This window comes from Streptomyces sp. NPDC052023 (genome assembly GCF_044548465.1).
Lineage (GTDB): Bacteria > Actinomycetota > Actinomycetes > Streptomycetales > Streptomycetaceae > Streptomyces.
Genome location: NZ_JBIUBW010000009.1, coordinates 181,551 through 201,786 on the forward strand (window position 1 = coordinate 181,551; position 20,236 = coordinate 201,786).

Consider the following 20,236-nt stretch of genomic DNA (forward strand, 5'->3'; position numbering starts at 1 on the left):
CTCAGGTCAGCGCGGTGAGCTTTTCGGGCACCGGCGCCACCTCCACGGGCACGCCGTTGAGGACCGCGTTGCCGGAGAGCGGGTCGAGCAGGCTGCCGTCGAGGAGCTGGTTGACGTTGACTCCGGGGTCGGTGGCGGCGTGCGTGAGGCGCGTACCGGGGCGGTCGTGGCCCCAGCCGTGCGGCAGGCTGACGACTCCTGGCCGCACGCCGTCGGTGACCTCGGCCGGGGCCGTCACCTCTCCCCCGGCGCCCTTGACCCGGACCGGCGCCCCGTCGCGCACGCCGAGGCGTTCGGCGTCCTCGGGGTGGATGTGCAGGGTGCAGCGGTTGGTGCCGCCGGTCAGGGCGGGGACGTTGTGCATCCAGCTGTTGTTGGAGCGCAGATGGCGGCGGCCGACGAGTACGAGGCCGGCGGCGCGCTCCGTCATCGCCTGCCGCAGCCGCGGCAGATCGCCGGCGAGGGGCGCCGGCAGCAGCTCGACCTTGCCGCTCGCCGTCTTCAGCGGCTGGGGCAGCCGGGGGCGCAGCGGCCCGAGGTCGATGCCGTGCGGATGCGCGAGCAGCTTCTCCAGCGTCAGCCCGTCCGGCCGTGTGCCGAAACCGTCGCCGTAGGGGCCGAGGCGCAGCATCATGTCGAGCCGCCGCTCGGGGCCGTTGTCGCCGGCCAGAAGGGCGGCGAGGTCGCGCGGGTCCTGGCCGTGCACCGGTGAGTGGGGCTCCTGCACCGCCTTGCCGAGGGTCTGGTCGACGACCATGGCGTCGACGGCGGCCGGGTCGGCGCCGTGCATGCCGGAGGCGGCCAGGACCAGCCGGGCGAGGATCTCGGTCTCGGCCATCCTGCCGGGCTCCAGCGGGACGGCGGGGCGGGTGTAGCGGACCTGGTTGCGCACGGCGAGGGTGTTGAAGGCGAAGTCGTGGTGGGCGCTCCGGGACGGCGGGGGCGGCGGCAGCACGACGTGGGCGTGGCGCGAGGTCTCGTTGAGGTACGGGTCGACGCTCACCATGAAGTCCAGCGAGTCGAGGGCCTTGTCGAGCCGGTCGCCGTCGGGCGCGGAGAGCACCGGATTGGCGGCGACCGCGATCAGCGCGCGGACCGGCTCGCCGTCCCCGGTGGCGGTGTCGATCTCCTCGGCGAGCGCGGAGAGCGGCAACTCGCCCTTCGCCTCCGGGTGCTTGCTCACCCGGGAACGCCAGCGCCCGAGCGCGAAGCCGCGGCCGGGTCCGGCCGGGCGGGGTGTCCGGTCGGTGGCGGCCTGCGGGAAGAGCGCGCCGCCCGGCCGGTCGAGATTGCCGGTGAGGATGTTGAGGACGTCGACGAGCCAGCTGGCGAGGGTGCCGTGCGGGACCGTGCAGCTGCCGATGCGTCCGTAGACGGCGGCGGTGGGGGCGGCGGCCAGTTCCCGGGCGAGGGCACGCGTCACATCCGGTTCGACGTCGCAGGCGCCGGCGACGGCTTCCGGCGTGAAGTCCCCTATCGCCTCGCGGAGTTCGGGGAGGCCGTCGACGTGCGGCGCGAGGTCGCCGAGCGCGACCAGGCCCTCTTCGAAGAGGACCTGCGCCATCGCCGCGAGCAGCAGGGCGTCGGCGCCGGGCCGGATGGCGATGTGCCGGTCGGCGAGCCGCGCGGTGCGGGTGCGGCGCGGATCGATCACGGTGAGCGTGCCGCCGCGCGCCTTGAGCGCCTTCAGCTTGCCGGGGAAGTCGGGCGCGGTGCACAGACTCCCGTTGGACTCCAGGGGGTTGGCGCCGATGAGCAGCAGGTGGCCGGTGTGGTCGAGGTCGGGGACGGGGATGGCGTTCGCGTCGCCGAAGAGCAGCCCGCTGGAGACGTGCTTGGGCATCTGGTCGACCGTGGACGCGGTGAACACGCTCCGGGTGCCGAGCGCGCCGATCAGGACCGGCGGGTAGAGCGCGCCGGCCACGGTGTGCACGTTGGGGTTGCCGAGCACGACGCCGACGGAGTTCGCCCCGTACCGCTCGACGACCGGCCGGATACCGGCGGCCACGGCGTCGAACGCCTCCTGCCAGGTGGCCTCCCGCAACTCCCCGTCCTTGCGCACGAGCGGGCCCCGCAACCGGTCGGGGTCGCCGTCGACGGCCCCGAAGGAGGCGCCCTTGGGGCATATGAACCCCTGGCTGAACACGTCGTCGCGGTCACCGCGGGCTCCGGTGACGCGGGTTCCCTCGATGGTGAGCGTCAGCCCGCAGGTGGCCTCGCAGAGGGGGCAGATTCGCAGGGCGGTGCGGGACACGGGTCCTCCCGGGGTCTGGCGGCGACGGCGACGCTCGGACGTGTTGAGCATACCGACCGGTATGCATGGAGGGGAGCCCCCGGGCCCGGGAAGAAACGTGCGCCGCCGGAACGGCCCTTCAGTCCAGCACCCGTCCCAGGTACGCCCGCAGCATCTCCCGCATCTCCGCGATGATGTCCGCGTCTCCCTCCGGATCGACCCGGAAGGCCAGGTGCACCAGGGCGTCCGCGGTCTCCACGGCGATCAGGAAGACGCGGCGCAACTCGGCGTCGGGTTCGCGGGAGAGATGACCCCCGAGGAGGTCGGTGAGCCGGTCGGCGACGCGGTGGTTGGGTTCGGCCTGGCGGCTGCCGACCGGGATCTGGTTGCCGAAGTCGACGAGGGAGAAGCCGGGCGCGGTGCGCTTCATGACGAGGTACTCGTCGAGCACGGCGTCCATGGCGGCCCGCCAGTCGCCAGGCTCGGCACCCTTCATGCGCGCGGTGACGCGCTCGGCGTAGCGCTCCAGGTTGCGCTGGGCGAGCGCGCTGGCCATCTGCCGTTTGTTGCCGAAGAAGCGGTAGACCGAGCCGATGGGCACACCGGCGCGCTGGGCCACCGCGCGGGTGCTCAGGGCGTCGTAGCCGACCTCGTCGAGGAGGTCGGCGCAGGCGTCGAGGATGCGGGTCAGGCGTTCGGCGCTGCGCCGCTGGACGGGCGCACGACGGAGCGTGTTCGGATGGGGCACGGGCTTCATGATGCCTTTCCGCCGGGGTCCGGTGAACCTCCGCCCCCGGTACGCACATCCGCGCCCGGTGCGCTCGTCGTGGGCGCCGGCTCGCTTCCCGACGCGGTGATGTCGGCCGTGCATTCGACGGGCTCGCCGTCCACCGCCCATACGGTGCCGTCGTCGGCGTACAGCCGCGCGGTCACCTGGTGCGTGCCACGCGGGACCAGGCCGGCGGACAGGCGGTGCGCGGGGTCGCGCAGTTCGGCGACGGGGCGGCCGTCCACGAAGAGGCGGGCGACGCCCCGGCCGGGCACCGCCCTGGGTGCCGTACCGGCCGGCGAGAGGCCGAAGTCGCGCAGGCGCAGCCGTACGTCCCACCCGGCGCCGGAGGCGTCGGGCTGCACCTCGATGCCGACGTCGGGCGCCTCCCCGTCGCGCACCTCGCGGTAGGGGCGGCCCGCCTCGTCGGTGTCGTCGAGCAGCCGGCCCACCGCGGGCGGCGGCTGATCGATCCTGTGCTCCCCGGCATCGCCGGTGCCACAGCCCGCGGCCGCCGACAGGGCGCAGACCGCGAGCACGGCACGGGATCGGCGCGTCCACGACATGCGGGCGAGCGTAGAACACCGGTACGACACCGCGAATCCCCCTGGAGTCCGGTTCCCGGCCGTCCCGCGTGGTCCGCCGAGAGGAGGCCGGACATCCCCCTTGCGCCGGAGCAACCGCAATCCTACGGTTGACCATAGGAATCGGCGTGCAAGGGAGCAGCGATCATGAGCGACGGGGATATCTCCAGCGTGAGCGTGTTCGAGCGCGGGGAAGCGCGCAAGACCGCCGAAGGGCTGGCCTATCTCTCCGGATTCGGCAACGAGCACAGCTCCGAGGCCGTCCCGGGCGCCCTGCCCGAGGGCCGGAACTCACCCCAGCGCGCACCCCTCGGCCTGTACGCCGAGCAGCTCAGCGGTACGGCGTTCACCGAACCCCGCGCCCACAACCGCCGTTCCTGGCTCTACCGCATCCGCCCCTCGGCCGCGCACCCGGCGTTCACCCGCACCGGCAACGGCGCGCTGCGCACGGCCCCCTTCACCGAGACCGTGCCCGACCCGAACCGCCTGCGCTGGAACCCGCTGCCCGAACCGCCGCCCGGCACCGACTTCCTGGCCGGCCTGTGGACCCTGGGCGGCAACGGCGACGCCACCCAGCGCACCGGTATGGCCGTGCATCTCTACCACGCCGACGCCGACATGGACCGGGTCTTCAGCGACGCGGACGGCGAGCTGCTGATCGTGCCGGAGCGCGGCGGGCTGCTGTTGCGCACGGAGTTCGGGCTGCTGGCGGTGGAGCCGGGCCATGTCGCGCTCGTCCCGCGCGGGGTCCGCTTCCGGGTGGAACTGCTCGACGAGTCGGCGCGCGGCTACGTCTGCGAGAACTACGGCGCCCCCTTCCGCCTCCCCGACCTCGGCCCGATCGGCGCCAACGGCCTCGCCAGCCCCCGGGACTTCCGGGCCCCGACCGCCGCGTACGAGGAGGTGGAGGGGCCGGTGGAGGTGGTCAGCAAGTACTGCGGGAACCTCTGGACCGCGACGTACGACCACTCACCGCTCGACGTCGTCGCCTGGCACGGCAACCATGTGCCGTACGTCTACGACCTGCGCCGCTTCAACGTGATCGGCACCATCTCCTACGACCACCCGGACCCGTCGATCTTCACGGTCCTCACCTCCCCGTCGGACACCCCAGGACTCGCGGGCGTCGACTTCGTGGTCTTCGCGCCGCGCTGGCTGGTCGGCGAGGACACGTTCCGGCCCCCCTACTTCCACCGCAACGTCATGTCCGAGTACATGGGGCTCGTGGAGGGCGCCTACGACGCGAAGGCCGAGGGCTTCGTGCCCGGCGGCGGCTCGCTGCACAACATGATGTCGGCGCACGGCCCGGACCGGGAGACCTTCGACCGGGCGAGCGCGGCCGAGCTGCGGCCGCAGAAGGTCGACGACGGGCTGGCGTTCATGTTCGAGACGCGCTGGCCGATGACCCTGACGCCGCAGGCGGAGCACGCGGACCATCTGCAACAGCGCTACGACGACGTGTGGCAGGGCATGGAGCGGCACTTCCGCCCCTTGCACTGACTCGATCCTGCCGGTACGGATGGGCCCGTGACCTCCTTCGCCCCCGATTCGATCGTCCTGAACCGCAAGCTGCCGCTGTGGTACCAGGTCTCGCAGTCGCTGCGCGCCTCGATACTCGGCCGCTCGCCCCGGGACCCGCTGCGGCTGCCGACCGAGGAGCAGCTGGCGGGGCACTACGGGGTGAGTGTGCTGACCATGCGGCAGGCGCTGAAGGAGCTGGAGGACGAGGGCCTGATCACCCGGCACCGCAGGCGCGGCACGTTCATCGAGCCCAGCGCGCGGCGGGGCGCCCCGGTGCAGCTGCTGGGCTCGGTGGACGCGATCGTGGCCCAGCAGTCCGGCATGACCGCCGAACTGCTGGGCCACGGGCACGCGCCGGTACCCGCGGAACTCGCCGAGTACTTCCCCGACCTCGGCGAGGTGGCGACGTACCACCGGCTGCGCAGCGACGAGAAGACGGGCGAGCCGACCAACCACGCCCACAACTACGTGCGCCCCGAGGTGGCCGCCCGGATCGAGCTCGACGACCTGGGCCGCCGGCCGATGACCAAGGTGCTGCGGGACGTGGTCGGGGCGGACATCAGCCGCATCACGGACACCGTGGAGGCGCGGCTCGCGGACCCGGAGACGGCACGGCTGCTCAACGTTCCGCTGCTGAGCCCGATCCTGCATTACACGGGGGTGACGTACGGCGGGGACGGCCGGGTGCTGGACGTGGCCGTCATCCACTACCGCGGCGACCGCTTCTCCTTCACGGTGACGCTGGACGCCACCTGACCCGCGTGCCGTACCCACGTCGTACGATGCCCGGCGTGACGCACGACGACGCTCCGCCGCTCGCGGACCTCATGCCGTGGTCCGTCGCACCGCCGCGACTCGGCCGGGGGTGGCCGGCGGCCCCCGACCCGGCATCCCTCAAGGCCCGCTGGGACGCGCTGATGAAGGCCGAGGGAGCGGACCGCGAGGCCCTGTTCGAGCCGACGCGCTCGCGCACCCTGCACTCGGCGGTCGGGCAACTGCCGGGCCGGTCCACCGGCACGGAGAGACTGCTGCGCGCGCAGGGCCCCTGCCCGGAGCCGGTCCGGGTGCTGGCGGCGCCCTTCGACGAGCAGTGGCTGATCCCGGACCACCGGCTGATCGACGCGGCGCGGCCCCAGTTGTGGCGGGTGGCCGACGAACGGCAGGTGTTCGTGGTGGAGAGCCCGGAGGGCGGCGGCCCGCGCCTGCTGGCCACGTCCCTGTTCCCGCTGCTGCGCACCGGCCGGGTCCGGCCCCTGTACCGCCGCCCCGGCGGTGCCGAGCCGAACCTGGCGCCGGGCCTGCTGGAACACCTGGCCGCCCGTCTCGGGCAGGCCCCCGGCCCGGTCGACGTCCTGGCCTGGATCCTGGCCTCGGTACGGCCCGACCTCACGGTGCCGCTCACCGACGACCCCACGCTCTGGTCGCAGGGCGTCGCGACGGGCCGCCGCATGCTGTGGCTGCTGCGCCGCGACGGCGACCGCCCCAAGCTGCCGGGCGGCCGCCGCCCCTACGTCCGCGCCCCGCTCCCCGCCCGGCCGCGCACACTCGACTACGACCCCGACGAGGAGACCCTGCGCCTCGACGGGGGCCGCATCTCCCCCGTGCCGTGCGAGGCCTGGGACTTCGAGGCGGGCGGCGTCCGCGTCCTGGAGCAGTGGTTCACGTCCCGGACGGCCGACGCCGAGCCCGGCACGCTCCTCGCGCTTCGCCCGGCGGCCTGGCCCCAGGCGTGGACCTCGGAACTGCTGGAGCTCATCACGGTCCTCACACTGCTGGCCGAACTCCCGGCGCAGAACCCGGAACCGACGCTCACCGCGACCGACCTGCGCACCGCCGGAGTCCTGCCCGCCCCCGACTCCGCCCGCCGCCCCGCGTCGGTCCTGGACGCCGCCGAGGAGGGCCCGGAAGGGCAGTTGGCGCTTCTCTAGGCGGGACAGGACGGCACCAAGGAGGGCTGGACGGCTAGACAGCCCCCTGGAACCCGTCCAGCACCCGCTGCAGCGCCCGCTCGAACACCGCCTCCAGGTCGATCGGCCCGGGATCCTCCGCGAGGGCCGCCGCCAGCCGCGGATAGTCGCCCGTCGCGATCCGGCCGCCCAGATAGGCGGACCGCACCGCGTTCTCCTGCTCCGGCGACCAGGGCAGCGAGCGGCTGCGCTCGGCGGTGGCGAACTCGTTCGCGACGTACGTCGTCACCACGCCGTTCAGCATCGCGATCAGCTCGAACTTCGTGCCGTAGGCCGCCCGTAGGGGCTCCAGACAGGCCAGGCAGTGCTCCAGGTAGCGCAGGGCGTTGGGGCTGAAGCCGTGGACCGGTGTCATCAGGCGCGGCAGCCAGGTGTGGCGGTGCATGAGGGACCGGGTCTGCCGGGCGACCCGGAGCATGTCCGCCCGCCAGTCACCGGCGGGTTCCCACAGTTCGTGCTCCCCGCTGACGGCGTCCACCATCAGCTCGTACAGGTCCTCCTTGCGGGGGACGTAGTTGTACAGCGACATCGTGCCGCAGCCCAGCTCGGCGGCGACCCGCCGCATGGAGACCGCGTCCAGCCCCTCGGCGTCCGCGATCCGCACCGCGGCCGCCGCGATGTCGGCGCGGGAGTACGCCGGCCGGGGGCCACGACCGGTGCGCTCGGGACGCGCCCAGATCACTTCGGGTTCGGCCGCTCGGCCTGCCATCGCTCATCACCTCGGCCACCATCCTAGTTACGTACAGCGTACGTAGTGCGCTATGGTCACCCCATGACTTCTACGTACGCTGTACTTAGTGAAGGTCTGGAGAAACGCTTCGGGCAGGTCCGGGCGGTGCGCGGGCTGGATCTCGCGGTGGCGACAGGCACGGTGTGCGGGATCCTCGGGCCGAACGGGGCCGGCAAGACCACCGCCGTACGCCTGCTGACGACGCTGCTGCGGCCCGACGCCGGCTCGGCCCGCGTCGCCGGGCACGACCTGGTGCGTCAGGCCGCGGCCGTGCGCCGCCGGATCGGTGTGACCGGGCAGTACGCGTCCGTGGACGGCGACCTGACCGGACGCGAGAACCTGCGGCTGTTCGCGCGGCTGCACCGGGTGCGGGGGTCGGCCGCACGGGCCGCGGAACTCCTCGACGACTTCGGGCTGACCGAGGCCGCCGACCGGCCGGCGTCCACCTACTCGGGCGGGATGCGCCGACGGCTGGACCTGGCGGCGAGCCTGGTGCGCCGCCCGGACGTGCTGTTCCTGGACGAGCCGACGACCGGACTCGACCCGGCGGGCCGGAACCGCATCCGGGAGGCCGTGCGGCGCCTGAAGGCGGACGGCACGACCGTGCTGCTCACCACGCAGTACCTGGAGGAGGCCGACGAACTCGCCGACACCATCGCGCTGGTGGACGGCGGGCGGGTCACGCAGACCGGTTCACCGGCCGAGTTCAAGGCACTGGTCGGCTCGCACGCGGAGGTCGTCGTCGCCGACGCCGGCGCCATGGCGCGGGCCGCCGCCGTGCTGGATCAGCTGACCGGCGCCCGGCCGTCCTTCGACCACGAGCGCAACGCCGTCGCGGCGGTCACCCGGGACGTCACCCTCACGCTCCCCCGGCTGGTGCGGCAACTGGACGCCGCGGGCGTCCCGTTGCTCGACGCCGGCCTGCGCCCGCCGACCCTCGACGACGTCTTCCTCCGGCTCACGGCCACGGAGGAGCCCACCGGCCCCGGAGCACTCACGGCCCGGCAGGAGCGTGCCGCATGAGCACCCTGGCGTACGACGGCACCGCGCTGCTGGGCCGCCAACTGCGGCGGATGCGGAACAACCCCGGGCTGCTGATCCTCACCCAGACCATGCCGGTCACGATGCTGCTGTTCTTCTCGTTCGTCCTCGGCAGCGCCCTGGCGATGCCCGGCGCCGAGTACCGGTCGTACCTGGTGCCGGGCCTGCTCGTGGCGACGGCCGCGAACGGGCTCATGACCGGCATGTTCCAGGCCGCCCAGGACACCCATCGGGGCGTGACGGACCGGTTGCGCAGTCTGCCGATCAGCCGGGCGGCGGTGCCGCTCGGACAGGCGGTCGCGGACCTGGCGGTCACGGCGGCCGGTACCGTGCCGTTCCTGCTGGCCGGGCTCGCGGTGGGCTGGCGGGTCGAGGGGAGCGCGCTCGGGGCGGTGGGCGCGGCCGGCCTGTTGCTCATGTTCCGGTTCGCCACCACCTGGGCCGGAATCCTGCTGGGCCTGCTCACCCGGAACGAGGAGGCCGCGGGGCAACTGGGCGGCGCCACCTTCGTCCTGCCGCTGCTGTCCAACGCCTACATCCCCACGGACGGCATGACCGGCTGGCTGCGCACGGCCGCCGAGTGGAACCCGGTCAGCGCGGTGGCCACGGCCCTGCGGGACCTGTTCGGCAACGCGCCGGTGCCCGACGGGGCCGCCTGGCCGGTGGCACACCCGGTCGCCGGGTCGCTGGCCTGGTGCGCCGTGCTGCTCGCGGTGTGCGTGCCGCTCGCCGTACGCCGGTACGCCGGTACGCCGGCGGCGAGGACTGACGCCCGCCCCCGCTGACAAACCAGCCGGCCCCGGGACATGATCCACCCCATGGACCGTCTCCCCCTGCCCCTGGAGGGCATCACCGTCGTCGCCGTCGAACAGGCCGTCGCCGCCCCCTTCGCCACCCGGCAGCTCGCCGACCTCGGTGCTCGGGTGATCAAGGTCGAACGGGTCGACGGCGGCGACTTCGCGCGCGGCTACGACACCGCGGCCCGCGGCCTCGCCTCGCACTTCGTGTGGTGCAACCGCGGCAAGGAGTCCGTCGCGCTGAATCTGAAGGATCCGCGCGGACTGGACGCCGTACGGCGGCTGGTGGCGGACGCGGACGTGTTCGTGCAGAACCTCGCGCAGGGGGCGGCGGCGCGGCTCGGGCTGGACGCGGCCACGCTGTGCGCCGCACACCCGCGGCTGATCGCCGTGGACATCTCCGGATACGGGGCGGCGGGGCCGTACGCGGACAAGCGGGCGTACGACATGCTCGTGCAGTGCGAGGCGGGGCTCGTGTCGGTGACGGGGACTGCGGAGCAGCCGGTGAAGGCAGGCATCCCGGCGGCGGACATCGCGGCGGCCATGTACGCCTTCTCGGGTGTGCTGGCGGCGCTGGTGCGGCGCGGCACCACGGGACGCGGCGGGCCGGTGGAGGTGTCGATGCTGGAGGCGCTCGCGGAGTGGATGGGCCATCCGCTGCACCATGTGATGCACGACGGCACTCCACCGGCGCGCACGGGCCTCGCGCACGCCGTCATCGCGCCCTACGATGCCTACGCCACGGCGGACGGCGGGCGGGTGCTGCTGTCGGTGCAGAACGACCGGGAGTGGCGGCGACTGGCCGAACAGGTCATCGGGCGGCCCGAGTTGGGCACTGATCCGGCGTTCGCGACGAACGCGGCGCGGGTGGCCCACCGGAAACGTACGGACGAGCAGGTCGCGCGGGCGCTGGGCACACTGAGCGCCGACGAGGCGCAGGCCCGGCTGGAGGCCGCGGGCATCGCCTGCGCCCGGCTGCGGGACGTACGGGAGGTGGCGGACCATCCGCAACTGGCGGCGCGGGAGCGGTGGCGGGAGGTGGGTTCGCCCGCCGGGCCGCTGAGGGCGCTGCTGCCGCCGATCACCTGGCCGGGTGGGGAGCCGGCGCGGAGCGGGGACGTACCCGCGCTCGGACAGCACACCGAAGCAGTGCTGCGGGCCGTGGGGATGACGGACGGCGAGATCGCAGCGCTGCGCCGGGACGGTGTGGCTGCCTGAGCGCGGGCCTTCGAAGAGCGTGTCGGGGGACGCCCGTGCGGGTCAGCGGCCGCCGAACAGCGAACGGCGCAGGCGGCGCAGCGGGGCGAAGAGTGAGACCCGGCTCACCCGCGAGACCCGGTCGCTGCGCTCGTGCGCGGTGTCACGTGCGGTTATCTCGCGCATCAGCGAGGTCGCCTCGGCCGCCTCGCGCTGCGGGACGGCGGGGCCGGCCAGCACCGAGAGATGGCGGTCGAGGCGCGAGCTGGTCGCGCTGCTCCCGCAGGTGATCGCAGGGACCCTTGCCCTGCTGCGCACTGTTATCTGTTCCATGTCACTCCCCACCCGTACGAGTCCACCCGGCCCGGGCAGGGTAACCCTATCTCCCCGCGCGGGCACGCGTGTATCGCGGTCACAGGATTCACCTTCCCCGTAAGGGCGTTGACCATCCCTCTTCGATCACTCTCCGAATCCAACCGATTCCAGGGCGAGTTGGACAACCGGCTGCGTGGTGGGCCGGGCCGACCCTCCGTCGGGCTCGACGGTTACGGCGAGTGACGTCGCCGCCCTGTCCAGGCCGTTCGCGACGAAGGGCGTGTCGCCGTCCAGGAGGCCCAGGGAGCGCGGTTGCGCCTGGGGACGCATGACCCACAGCTGGTGCACACGGTCGCCCGGCAGCTTGTCGTACCCGTTCAGGGTGACCACAGCGCGCCCCTCGGAAACGGAAGCGATCACTCCGACCGTTCGTCCCTCGGCATCCCGTCCGGTGGCCGCACGCGCGTCCGGAGCGGCCAGGACGTGGGCGATCTCACGTGACCGGTCCCGCTCGGCGGCCAGTTGACCGCCGGTCCGGTCCGCCTGGACGGCGAAGAGGGCGGCGACGACGAGGGCGGCGGCGGCCGTCGCGGTGGCGAACGGCACGAACATGGGGCGCGTGCGCGGTGTCCGGGCGCGAGCCGGTGGCGGCTGCGCACCCCACACATGCGGCGGCAGCACGGCCTCACGCGCGCGCGGCGGTTCCTGCGCAGTGGTGCGTACGGCGGTCATTACCCGCTCGCGCAGGGCGGCCGGCGCGGGGGCGGCCGTGGACCAGGCGAGCCGCACGGCGTCCTCGCAGAGCTCCCGTACCTCCCGTGCGCAGCGCTCGCAGCCCGCCAGGTGCTTCTCGAAACGGATGCGCTCATCCGGTTCCAGGGCGTCGAGCGCGTAGGGCGCGGCGAGGCCGTGCAGGTCCGCACGGCCACGCAGACGGTCGAGCAGGCTCATGCCCCACCCCCTCGGCGCTCGGGGTGCGGACGGTCCAGGAAGCTCACGCGACTCCTCCGAGGCACTCGCGCAGCCGGGTCAGTCCGTCGCGCATCCGGGTCTTGACCGTGCCGAGCGGCAGGGAGAGCCGTTCGGCCACTTCACGGTAGGTGTAGCCGTCGTAGTAGGCGAGGGTGACGGACTCCCGCTGAAGGGCGGTGAGCCGGTCCAGGCACCGGCGCACCCACTCACGTTCGAGCCCCGCCTCCACCTCCTCGGCGACCTGGTCGAAGGCGGGCGTCCCGGCGCGCAGCGCCTCGCGCTGCTCCCGCTCGCCGGCCGCGCGAGCGCTGCGCACCCGGTCGACGGCCCGGCGGTGGGCGAGCGTGAGGATCCAGGACAGGGCGCTGCCGCGGGCGGGGTCGAAGCGGGCGGCCGAGCGCCACAGTTCGAGCAGCACCTCCTGGGCCACCTCCTCGGACTGCGCCGGATCCCGCACCACTCGCTTGACCAGACCGAACACCGGTCCGGACACCAGTGCGTAGAGCTCCTCGAACGCCGACTGGTCCCCGCCCGCGACGCGGATCAGCAGTCTGTCCGCCTCCACGCGCTCCCCCTTTCCGCGACCGCACCCCGGCCGCCCCGTCACACCAGACATTCGCAACGCACGCACCTCCGGCAGGGGTTACGGATCAGCGTGCCGAAAACGCGGGCCGGACAGGCGGGAATTCAATTTTCCTCCTCGACCAATCCGATCCGCCGCCCGCTTCGAATCCCCCGGCGTTCAGGCAAGTCGGCACTGAGGACGGACGGCATGACAGCTAACTCCAAGCGCGGCGCGGGACTCAGGGGCGTCGCCACTCTCGTCTGTGGTGCGCTGGCCGCCGCAGGGCTCGCGGCCACCGGCGTGACCGCTCTGGAACCGGGGGCGGCCGCCGCCTCCAGCCACCGGGAGGCCCCGCTGATATCGGGGACCCCGCAGTACGACAACACCGACGTGTACGCGTTCGTCAGCCCGGACAAGCCGGACACGACGACGATCATCGCCAACTGGATCCCGTTCGAGGAGCCGGCCGGCGGACCGAACTTCTTCACGTTCGCCGAGGACGCCCAGTACGACCTCCACATCGACAACAACGGCGACGGGCAGGGCGAGCTGCTGTTCCGCTACACCTTCCGCACGCACGTCAAGAACAAGAAGACGTTCCTCTACAACACCGGCCCCGTCGAGACCCTGGACGACAAGGACCTCAACGTCACGCAGACCTACGACGTCGAGTTGCTGCGGCTGAAGAAGCAGCGGCTGCTGTCCCGCACGAAGATCGCGGACGACGTCCCGGTCGCGCCGTCGAACGTCGGCAAGGCGTCCATGCCCGACTACGCGGCGCTGCGCAAGGAGGCCGTGCACGCACTGGCGGGCGGCTCCACGACGTTCGCCGGTCAGGCCGACGACCCGTTCTTCCTGGACCTGCGGGTCTTCGACCTCCTCTACGGCGGGAACCTCTCCGAGGTCGGCAACGACACGCTCAAGGGCTACAACGTCAACTCCATCGCCCTCCAGGTGCCCAACCACCTGATCCAGGAGTCCGCCCAGCAGCCCGTCGTCGGCATCTGGTCGACGACCCAGCGCAAGAACGCCCAAGGGCACTTCCGGCAGGTCTCGCGCCTCGGCAACCCGCTGGTCAACGAGGTCGTCAACCCGATCGAGGACAAGGACACGTTCAACGCGTCCGGGCCGTGGGACGACGCCCAGTTCCTGGAGAACGTCACCCACCCCGAGCTGCCGAAGCTCATCGAGGCGATCTACAAGATCCCGGCGCCCGACGAGCCCCGCAACGACCTGGTGGACGTCTTCCTCAAGGGCGTGCCGGACCTCAACCAGCCGCCGCACGTGACGCCGTCCGAGATGCTGCGGCTGAACACGTCCGTCAAGCCCACCGCCGCCCCGAAGCGGCTCGGCGTCCTGGACGGCGACAACGCGGGCTTCCCCAACGGCCGCCGCCTCACCGACGACGTCATCGACGCCTCCCTCCAGGTCGTCGAGGGTGAACTGCTCGGCGCCAAGAGCGACCTGGGCGACGCGGTGGACAAGAACGACAAGGAGTTCGAGAAGGCCTTCCCGTACGTCGCCCTGCCGACGGAGGGCTCGCGCGGCCCGCTGGCCAAGGGCACCTCGGGCGGCAACGACGTCCGCAGCCAGATCGGCGACGCCCTGAAGCCGGCCGGCTCGGACGACACGACCCTGATCGCCGCCTCCGCGGGCGCGGGTGCGGGCGGAATCCTGCTGATCGGCGCCGCCCTGCTGTGGTGGCGCCGCATGCGGGGCCGCGCGTACTGACGCCCCCACCGAGCGGCGCGGCCCGTACCCCTCCCATCCCCCACGGCGCGGGCCGCGCCTTCCCACCGAACGTCCGCCCCGCAGGCACACCGAGGAGAGGCATGGTCCCGCGTACCAACGACGAAGACCCGAAGGGCGAGAACGGCCGCGGGCCGGACGCCGGGGACGACGGGGCGGTGGAGGACCGCACCGCCGCGGAACCGACCGGTGACACACCGTCCGGCGCGGTGGGCGCCGGCGAGCGGGTGGCCGCGCCGCGGCGGGGCCCGGCAGGCGAACGGCGCCGGCGTCGTGCCCAGGTCGCCGGCTGTGCCGTGCTGCTGGCCGTGGCGCTCACCGGAGCGTCCATCGCGGTCGGCAACACGCGGGCCGGCGACGCACGTGCCCTGGCCACGACGGGCGGCGGGGTGGACCCCGCCGCCCTGCTCGGCGGCGGCGACCTGGACACGGCTGTCTCCGGGCTGCAGGCCCACCTCCGCGCCCAGCCCCGCGACTTCGGCGCCTGGGCCACTCTCGGGCTCGCCTACGTCGAACAGGCCAGGGTCGACGGTGATCCCTCGCGCTACCCGCGGGCCGACGAGGCACTGGACCGCTCGCTCGCGCTCCGTCCCCGCAACGACCAGGCGCTGGCGGGCCGGGCCGCCCTCGCCGCCGCTCGCCACGACTTCGCCGCGGCCCTGGACCACGCGGGCAGGGCCCTGGAGCAGAACCCCTACAACGAACGCGCCCTGTGCAGCCGTATCGACGCCCTGGTCGAACTCGGCCGGTACGCACAGGCGGCGAAGGCCGCCGACGAAGCAGACTCCCGGCGGCCGGGCATCCCCGTCTTCACGCGATACGCGTATGTGCGGGAGCTGCGCGGCGACGTCCGCACCGCCCGCCGGGTCCTGGAGCAGGCCCAGGACGCCGCCGCCACACCCGCGGACACGGCGTACGTCGCCACCGCGCTCGGCCAACTCGCCTGGAACCAGGGCGACCACGCCGGCGCCCTGCGGCACTACGCCCGCGCCCTGGCCGCCGACGACGGCTACCTCCCCGCGCTGGAGGGACGGGCCCGCGCCCAGGCGGCGGGCGGTGACCGCGCCGAGGCGGTGCGGGGCATGACGGCGGTCGTCGCCCGCGCCCCGCTGCCCGGCGCGCTGGTCGCGCTCGGCGAGCTGTACGAGGCGGGCGGCGACCGGGCCAAGGCCCGTGAGCAGTACGCCCTCGTCCACGCCTGGACCGCCCTCGCGCGCTCGGGCGGCGTCAATGCCGACCTCGACACCGCGCTGGCCGCCGCCGACCACGGTGACAAGAAGCTGGCCCTGCGGGCCGCCCGCGCCGAGTGGGACCGGCGCAGGACCGCGCACACCGCGGACGCCCTCGCCTGGGCGCTGCACGTCAACGGCCGCGCCGACGAGGCCCTGCCGTACGCGCGCCGGGCCACCGCCACCGGCTACCGCAACGCCGCGTTCCTGTACCACCGCGGCATGATCGAGCGCGCCACGGGCCACGCGAAGGAGGCCCGCGCCTCCCTGACGAGAGCCCTGGAGCTCAACTCCGGCTTCTCCCCGCTGGGCGCCCGCGAGGCCCGCGAGGCGCTGAAGTCCCTGGAGGCGGCGAGGTGAAGCTCTCTCGTGCACTCGCCGTCCTGACCGGCACCGCCGCCCTGCTGCTCGTCCCCGCCGGTACCGCCTCCGCGCACCCGCTCGGCAACTTCACCGTCAACTCCTACGACGGCCTGATCGCCGCGCCCGGCGAACTGCGCGTCCTCCATGTCGAGGACCTCGCCGAGATCCCGGCGACCCAGGCCGCGCCCGAGGTCCGACGGCTCGGCCTGAAGGGGTGGGCGAAGCAGCGGTGCGCCGCGGCCGCCCGGGACAGCGAGGTCACCGTCGACGGACGGGCGGTCCCCCTCCGGGTCACCGGCGGCCACGCGCGCACGCGCCCCGGTCAGGCGGGGCTCGACACCCTCCGCCTGGAGTGCCGGCTGACCGCTGCCCTCCCCGAGGGCGACCCGGCAACCGTCGGATTCCGCGGCGCCGGTGCCGGTTCGGGCCCCGGCTGGCGGGAGATCACCGCTCGCGGGGACCGGACGACGCTCACCACCTCGGACGTGCCGGAGCGGTCGTCGTCCCGCGAACTGACCGATTATCCCGAGGAGTTGCTGTCGTCCCCGGCCGACATCGGCTCCGCCTCCCTGCGGGTGGAGCCCGGCGGTCCCGCGCTGGCCGAGGAGCGGGGCGACGCGCCCGCCGCGTCCGTGCTGCCGCGTGGCGCCGATCGCTGGACCAGAGCCCTGGACTCCCTGGTCGCCCGCCAGGACCTCACCGCGGGCTTCGCCGCCCTCGCCCTGCTCGTCGCGATCGGCCTGGGCGCCGTGCACGCCCTCGCACCGGGGCACGGCAAGACGCTCATGGCGGCCACCGCGGCGGCCCACGGCGGCCGGGCCCGCATGAAGGACGTCCTGCCCCTGGCCGTCTCCGTCACGGTCACCCACACCCTCGGGGTGGTCGCCCTCGGCCTGCTGGTCACGGCCGGCTCCGCGGCGGCACCCTCGGTGGTCGCCTGGCTGGGCATCGCGAGCGGCGTCCTGGTGACGCTGGCGGGGGCGGGCCTGGTCCGGCGGGCGGTCCGCGGCCGGGGGCACGGCGGTCCCCGACTCCCCGGGCGCGGGAAGGCACACGTACACGCGCATGAGCACGGCAAGGCACACCTGCACGAGCACGAGCACGAGCACGACAAGGAGAACGGCGGGGTCCACGTCACCGCGCACGAGCGCGACCAGGAGCACGGCCGGTGCGGCCACGAGCACACCCACGCCGACGACCCCCGCGACCACGCGCACGACCACGCGGCACCCGACCACCCGCGCCCCCACCCCCACCCCCACCGACACGACCACTCCAGCACCCCTACCCACACCCACACCCACACCCACGGCGGTCACACCCACTCGCACCCCCTCGCCCCCACGCTCCGCGACACGGTCCTCATGGGCTTCGCCGGCGGGTTGGTGCCCAGCCCCTCCGCGGTCGTCGTGCTCGTGGGCGCCGCCGCCCTCGGGCACGCCTGGTTCGGGCTGCTGCTCGTCGTCGCGTACGGCGCCGGTCTGGCCCTCACCCTCACCGCCGCCGGTTTCGCCGTCGTGAAGTTCGGCGCCGGTGTGACCCGTGCGCTGGTCCGGCGGCCACGCCGGGCGGCCGGTCCACTGACCGCGCTGGCCCGCCGTATCGCGCCGGTGGGTTCCGCGTTCGTCGTCGTGGCCCTGGGTGCCGGACTGGTGCTCAGGGGGGCGGCATCGGCATTCGGGTGAGCTACTTTTGGGGAGAAATCACAGGACACATCACTCGCGGCCGCGAATGGGGGCGCCCGTGTCCGTGCAACCGGGAAGTGAACGCGTGATCGCCGGCCGGTACCGTCTGCTGTCCCCGCTCGGCGAGGGCGGGATGGGCACCGTGTGGCGCGCCCGCGACGAGGTGCTGAGCCGCGAGGTCGCCGTCAAGGAGGTACGCGCCCCGGCCGGGCTCCCCGCCTCCGACGTGGAGCGGATGTACGCCCGTCTGGAGCGCGAGGCCTGGGCGGCGGCGCGGGTCGCCAACCGCAACGTCGTGACGGTGTACGACGTGGCCACCGAGGAGGGCAGGCCCTGGATCGTGATGGAGCTGGTCCGCGGCATCTCGCTGGCGGATCTGCTGGACGCCGAGGGCCCGCTGCCGCCGCGGCGCGCGGCGCAGATCGGTGCCGAGGTGCTGTCCGCGCTGCGCGCCGCGCACGCGGCCGGGGTGCTGCACCGGGACGTGAAGCCGGCCAACGTCCTGCTGTCGAACGACGGCCGGGCCGTCCTCACCGACTTCGGCATCGCGACCGTCGAGGGCAGCTCCGCGCTGACCATGACCGGCGAGGTCGTCGGCTCGCCCGAGTTCCTCGCCCCGGAGCGGGCGCTCGGCCGCACCCCGGGCCCGGCGTCCGACCTGTGGTCGCTCGGCGTGCTGCTGTACGCGGCCGTCGAGGGTCACTCCCCCTTCCGGCACGACACCCCGCTGAGCACCTTGCGCGCGATCGTGGACGACGAACTGCCGCCGCCGCACCGGGCCGGCCCCCTCACCCCCGTCATCGAGGGGCTGTTGCGCAAGGACCCGGCCGAGCGGCTGTCGCCCGAACGGGCCGAGCGGGACCTGCGGCTGGCCGGCGCCGGGGGCACCCCCGCAGCGGGAGCCCCGCCGCGCGCGGGCACCGCGCCGACGACGCCGTACACCCCGTACCCCCCGGCGATCGCCGGGCACCGTCAGCCGCGCTCCCCCACCTCGCCACGGCCGGGCCCGGCCACCACGACGACCGCCGAGCCGCGCCGCGACCGTCGCGCCGTCGCCGCGCTGGTGGCGGGCATCGCGGCGGTGGCGCTGGCCGCCGGCGGGCTGACGTACGCGCTGCTCGACGACGGCAACGGCGAAGCCGGCGACGGCGGAACGGCGGGGGACACCGGCACGTCCGCCCCGGAAACGGCGGGACCGGCGGAGCCGGCCCCGCCGCAGGAGACCACCACCGGCGGCGAGGCCACGACGCCGACAGCGAGCGACAGCCCCTCGCCGACTCCTCCGCCCCAGACGGTGACCGTGGACCTCTCCGGCACCCGCACCGACTACACCGGCCCCTGCCCGCCCGCGAACGACAGGGCGCCCGCCTTCACGGCGACCTTCACGGTGGGCCGGTTGCCGGCCGAGGTGGACTACCGGTGGGTGACCCGGGACGGCAAGGTGACCGACCCGGGCTGGCGCACCCTGTCCTTCCCGGAGGGCGGACAGCGGACCCGGCAGGACCGGGTCGTCGTGACGACGTACGAGGAGAGCGGGACGTATGAGAACGAACTCGGCGTCGAGGTCCGGGATCCGGTGCGCGTGACGTCCGACGCGGTGGCGTTCTCGGTGACCTGTGTGACGGAGACCCCGACGGGCGGGGCCTCCCCTTCCTCCTCGCCTGCTCCGTGAGGGTCAGGCGGCGCTGCTGAACACCGGCAGATAACCGCCGGACTGCCCGCCGGCGGTCGGGTGGTACGAATCGCCGATGTTGAGCCAGTTGACGCTGTGCAGCCAGGAGGAGCCGGAGCAGATCTCGTGGCCGGTGAAGGTGGTGCGGACGTCTCCGAAGACGAAGCCGTGGTTCCGGGCGCGCTTCTCGATGGCGGTGTTCAGGTGGTCGGAGGCGTCGTTGATGGCCTTGCGCTTGGTCTCGGACAGGCCCAGGCAGGCCTGGCCGAGCTTGTAGAAGCGGGGATAGCCGATGACGACGACCTGGGCCGAGGGTGCCCTGCTGCGGATCGCCGCGTACACGTTGTCGAGCTTGCCGGGGAGCGTGGTGTCGACGTACGCGCGCGCGGTGTTGATGCGGGAGACGCAGGCGCTGTCGGACTGGAGTACGCACGTCGTCATGACGTCCGCGAAGCCGGCGTCGTTGCCGCCGACGGTGATCGAGACCAGGCCGGTGCTCGCGTTGAGGGGCGCCAGCTGACCGGCGAGAACTTCATCCGTTCGGGCGCCCGAGCAGGCGGTGAAGTGGAAGGACGAGGGTGAGTTGGCGGCGGTCCAGAGGTACGGGTACGCGCGCGTGCTGCGCTTGCAGTCGCCGCTGGAGCTGATGTAGCTGCCGGCGCCGACGCCGGAGGAGTAGGAGTCGCCGAGCGCCACATAGCTGGTGGCGGCGGCTTCCGACGCCTGCGCCGAGGCGGCGCCGGTGAGGGCGGCCGTGACGGCGAGGAGGAGTGAGCCGAGGAGCACGACAAGTCGGGAACGTCTCATGGAACCTCCCTTTAGCAGGATCTCTGCCTCAACCGTCGTA

General features: G+C 73.7%; 18 protein-coding genes. 10 read left to right on the forward strand and 8 right to left on the reverse strand.

What is annotated here, in order from left to right; genetic code table 11:
• Nucleotide 1: 1 nt before the first annotated feature.
• The 3 genes from ACIHCM_RS20265 to ACIHCM_RS20275 all read right to left on the reverse strand — a co-directional run bounded on the left by ACIHCM_RS20265 (nucleotide 2) and on the right by ACIHCM_RS20275 (nucleotide 3,568).
• Complete coding sequence (locus tag ACIHCM_RS20265) at nucleotides 2-2,254, reverse strand: molybdopterin oxidoreductase family protein (RefSeq protein WP_399897638.1); 2,253 nt, start codon at nucleotides 2,252-2,254, stop codon at nucleotides 2-4.
• A 118-nt stretch (nucleotides 2,255-2,372) separates the two neighbouring features.
• Nucleotides 2,373-2,990, reverse strand: coding sequence for a TetR family transcriptional regulator (locus ACIHCM_RS20270; RefSeq protein WP_399897640.1), 618 nt, complete (start codon nucleotides 2,988-2,990; stop codon nucleotides 2,373-2,375).
• On the reverse strand, nucleotides 2,987-3,568 hold the full coding sequence (locus ACIHCM_RS20275; RefSeq protein ID WP_399897643.1) for a hypothetical protein: 582 nt from the start codon (nucleotides 3,566-3,568) through the stop codon (nucleotides 2,987-2,989). Before ACIHCM_RS20275 ends, ACIHCM_RS20270 begins: the two co-directional genes overlap by 4 nt.
• 165 nt (nucleotides 3,569-3,733) lie before the next feature.
• Between ACIHCM_RS20275 and hmgA the strand changes: the two genes are divergently transcribed.
• From hmgA to ACIHCM_RS20290, 3 genes are read left to right on the forward strand one after another with little or no spacing between them, the layout of a single operon-like run.
• On the forward strand, nucleotides 3,734-5,086 hold the full coding sequence (gene hmgA, locus ACIHCM_RS20280; protein WP_399897646.1) for a homogentisate 1,2-dioxygenase: 1,353 nt from the start codon (nucleotides 3,734-3,736) through the stop codon (nucleotides 5,084-5,086).
• Between the two features lie 27 nt (nucleotides 5,087-5,113).
• Nucleotides 5,114-5,863 (forward strand): GntR family transcriptional regulator, encoded by a 750-nt coding sequence (locus tag ACIHCM_RS20285; RefSeq protein ID WP_399897649.1) that lies wholly within the window; start codon nucleotides 5,114-5,116, stop codon nucleotides 5,861-5,863.
• 26 nt (nucleotides 5,864-5,889) lie between these two features.
• Complete coding sequence (locus tag ACIHCM_RS20290; protein ID WP_399897652.1) at nucleotides 5,890-7,035, forward strand: type ISP restriction/modification enzyme; 1,146 nt, start codon at nucleotides 5,890-5,892, stop codon at nucleotides 7,033-7,035.
• A 34-nt stretch (nucleotides 7,036-7,069) separates the two neighbouring features.
• Here the strand turns inward: ACIHCM_RS20290 and ACIHCM_RS20295 are convergent, their stop codons facing one another.
• Nucleotides 7,070-7,783, reverse strand: a complete 714-nt coding sequence (locus tag ACIHCM_RS20295) for a TetR/AcrR family transcriptional regulator C-terminal domain-containing protein (RefSeq protein WP_399897655.1) — start codon at nucleotides 7,781-7,783, stop codon at nucleotides 7,070-7,072.
• 63 nt (nucleotides 7,784-7,846) lie between these two features.
• On the opposite strand from ACIHCM_RS20295, the gene ACIHCM_RS20300 reads away from it, so the two are divergent.
• Genes ACIHCM_RS20300 through ACIHCM_RS20310 form a run of 3 tightly spaced genes read left to right on the forward strand, consistent with a single transcriptional unit; the run spans nucleotide 7,847 to nucleotide 10,860 of the window.
• The gene (locus tag ACIHCM_RS20300; protein WP_399897658.1) at nucleotides 7,847-8,827 is read left to right on the forward strand and encodes an ATP-binding cassette domain-containing protein; all 981 of its coding nucleotides are present in this window, start codon (nucleotides 7,847-7,849) and stop codon (nucleotides 8,825-8,827) included.
• The gene (locus tag ACIHCM_RS20305; protein WP_399897661.1) at nucleotides 8,824-9,630 is read left to right on the forward strand and encodes an ABC transporter permease; all 807 of its coding nucleotides are present in this window, start codon (nucleotides 8,824-8,826) and stop codon (nucleotides 9,628-9,630) included. Before ACIHCM_RS20300 ends, ACIHCM_RS20305 begins: the two co-directional genes overlap by 4 nt.
• Nucleotides 9,631-9,663: 33 nt before the next feature.
• A complete protein-coding gene (locus ACIHCM_RS20310) occupies nucleotides 9,664-10,860 on the forward strand; it encodes a CaiB/BaiF CoA transferase family protein (protein ID WP_399897664.1) in 1,197 nt (398 codons plus the stop codon).
• Between the two features lie 42 nt (nucleotides 10,861-10,902).
• Here the strand turns inward: ACIHCM_RS20310 and ACIHCM_RS20315 are convergent, their stop codons facing one another.
• The 3 genes from ACIHCM_RS20315 to ACIHCM_RS20325 all read right to left on the reverse strand — a co-directional run bounded on the left by ACIHCM_RS20315 (nucleotide 10,903) and on the right by ACIHCM_RS20325 (nucleotide 12,691).
• On the reverse strand, nucleotides 10,903-11,172 hold the full coding sequence (locus ACIHCM_RS20315) for a hypothetical protein (RefSeq protein WP_399897667.1): 270 nt from the start codon (nucleotides 11,170-11,172) through the stop codon (nucleotides 10,903-10,905).
• 126 nt (nucleotides 11,173-11,298) lie between these two features.
• Nucleotides 11,299-12,105 carry an anti-sigma factor domain-containing protein gene (locus ACIHCM_RS20320; RefSeq protein WP_399897670.1) on the reverse strand — a complete coding sequence of 269 codons (807 nt, stop codon included), beginning with the start codon at nucleotides 12,103-12,105 and terminating at the stop codon, nucleotides 11,299-11,301.
• Between the two features lie 43 nt (nucleotides 12,106-12,148).
• Nucleotides 12,149-12,691 carry a sigma-70 family RNA polymerase sigma factor gene (locus ACIHCM_RS20325; protein WP_399897673.1) on the reverse strand — a complete coding sequence of 181 codons (543 nt, stop codon included), beginning with the start codon at nucleotides 12,689-12,691 and terminating at the stop codon, nucleotides 12,149-12,151.
• A gap of 207 nt (nucleotides 12,692-12,898) precedes the next feature.
• Here ACIHCM_RS20325 and ACIHCM_RS20330 point away from each other — a divergent pair, with 207 nt between their 5' ends.
• The 4 genes from ACIHCM_RS20330 to ACIHCM_RS20345 all read left to right on the forward strand — a co-directional run bounded on the left by ACIHCM_RS20330 (nucleotide 12,899) and on the right by ACIHCM_RS20345 (nucleotide 19,389).
• Complete coding sequence (locus ACIHCM_RS20330; RefSeq protein ID WP_399897676.1) at nucleotides 12,899-14,422, forward strand: DUF4331 domain-containing protein; 1,524 nt, start codon at nucleotides 12,899-12,901, stop codon at nucleotides 14,420-14,422.
• 101 nt (nucleotides 14,423-14,523) lie between these two features.
• Nucleotides 14,524-16,029, forward strand: coding sequence for a tetratricopeptide repeat protein (locus ACIHCM_RS20335; RefSeq protein ID WP_399897679.1), 1,506 nt, complete (start codon nucleotides 14,524-14,526; stop codon nucleotides 16,027-16,029).
• A complete protein-coding gene (locus tag ACIHCM_RS20340; protein ID WP_399897682.1) occupies nucleotides 16,026-17,717 on the forward strand; it encodes a nickel transporter in 1,692 nt (563 codons plus the stop codon). The genes ACIHCM_RS20335 and ACIHCM_RS20340 overlap by 4 nt, the downstream gene beginning before the upstream one ends.
• Before the next feature lie 46 nt (nucleotides 17,718-17,763).
• A complete protein-coding gene (locus ACIHCM_RS20345) occupies nucleotides 17,764-19,389 on the forward strand; it encodes a serine/threonine-protein kinase (protein WP_399897685.1) in 1,626 nt (541 codons plus the stop codon).
• A gap of 3 nt (nucleotides 19,390-19,392) precedes the next feature.
• Here the strand turns inward: ACIHCM_RS20345 and ACIHCM_RS20350 are convergent, their stop codons facing one another.
• Nucleotides 19,393-20,196: an SGNH/GDSL hydrolase family protein gene (locus ACIHCM_RS20350; RefSeq protein WP_399897688.1), complete on the reverse strand. Its 804-nt coding sequence runs from the start codon at nucleotides 20,194-20,196 to the stop codon at nucleotides 19,393-19,395.
• Nucleotides 20,197-20,236: the final 40 nt, after the last annotated feature.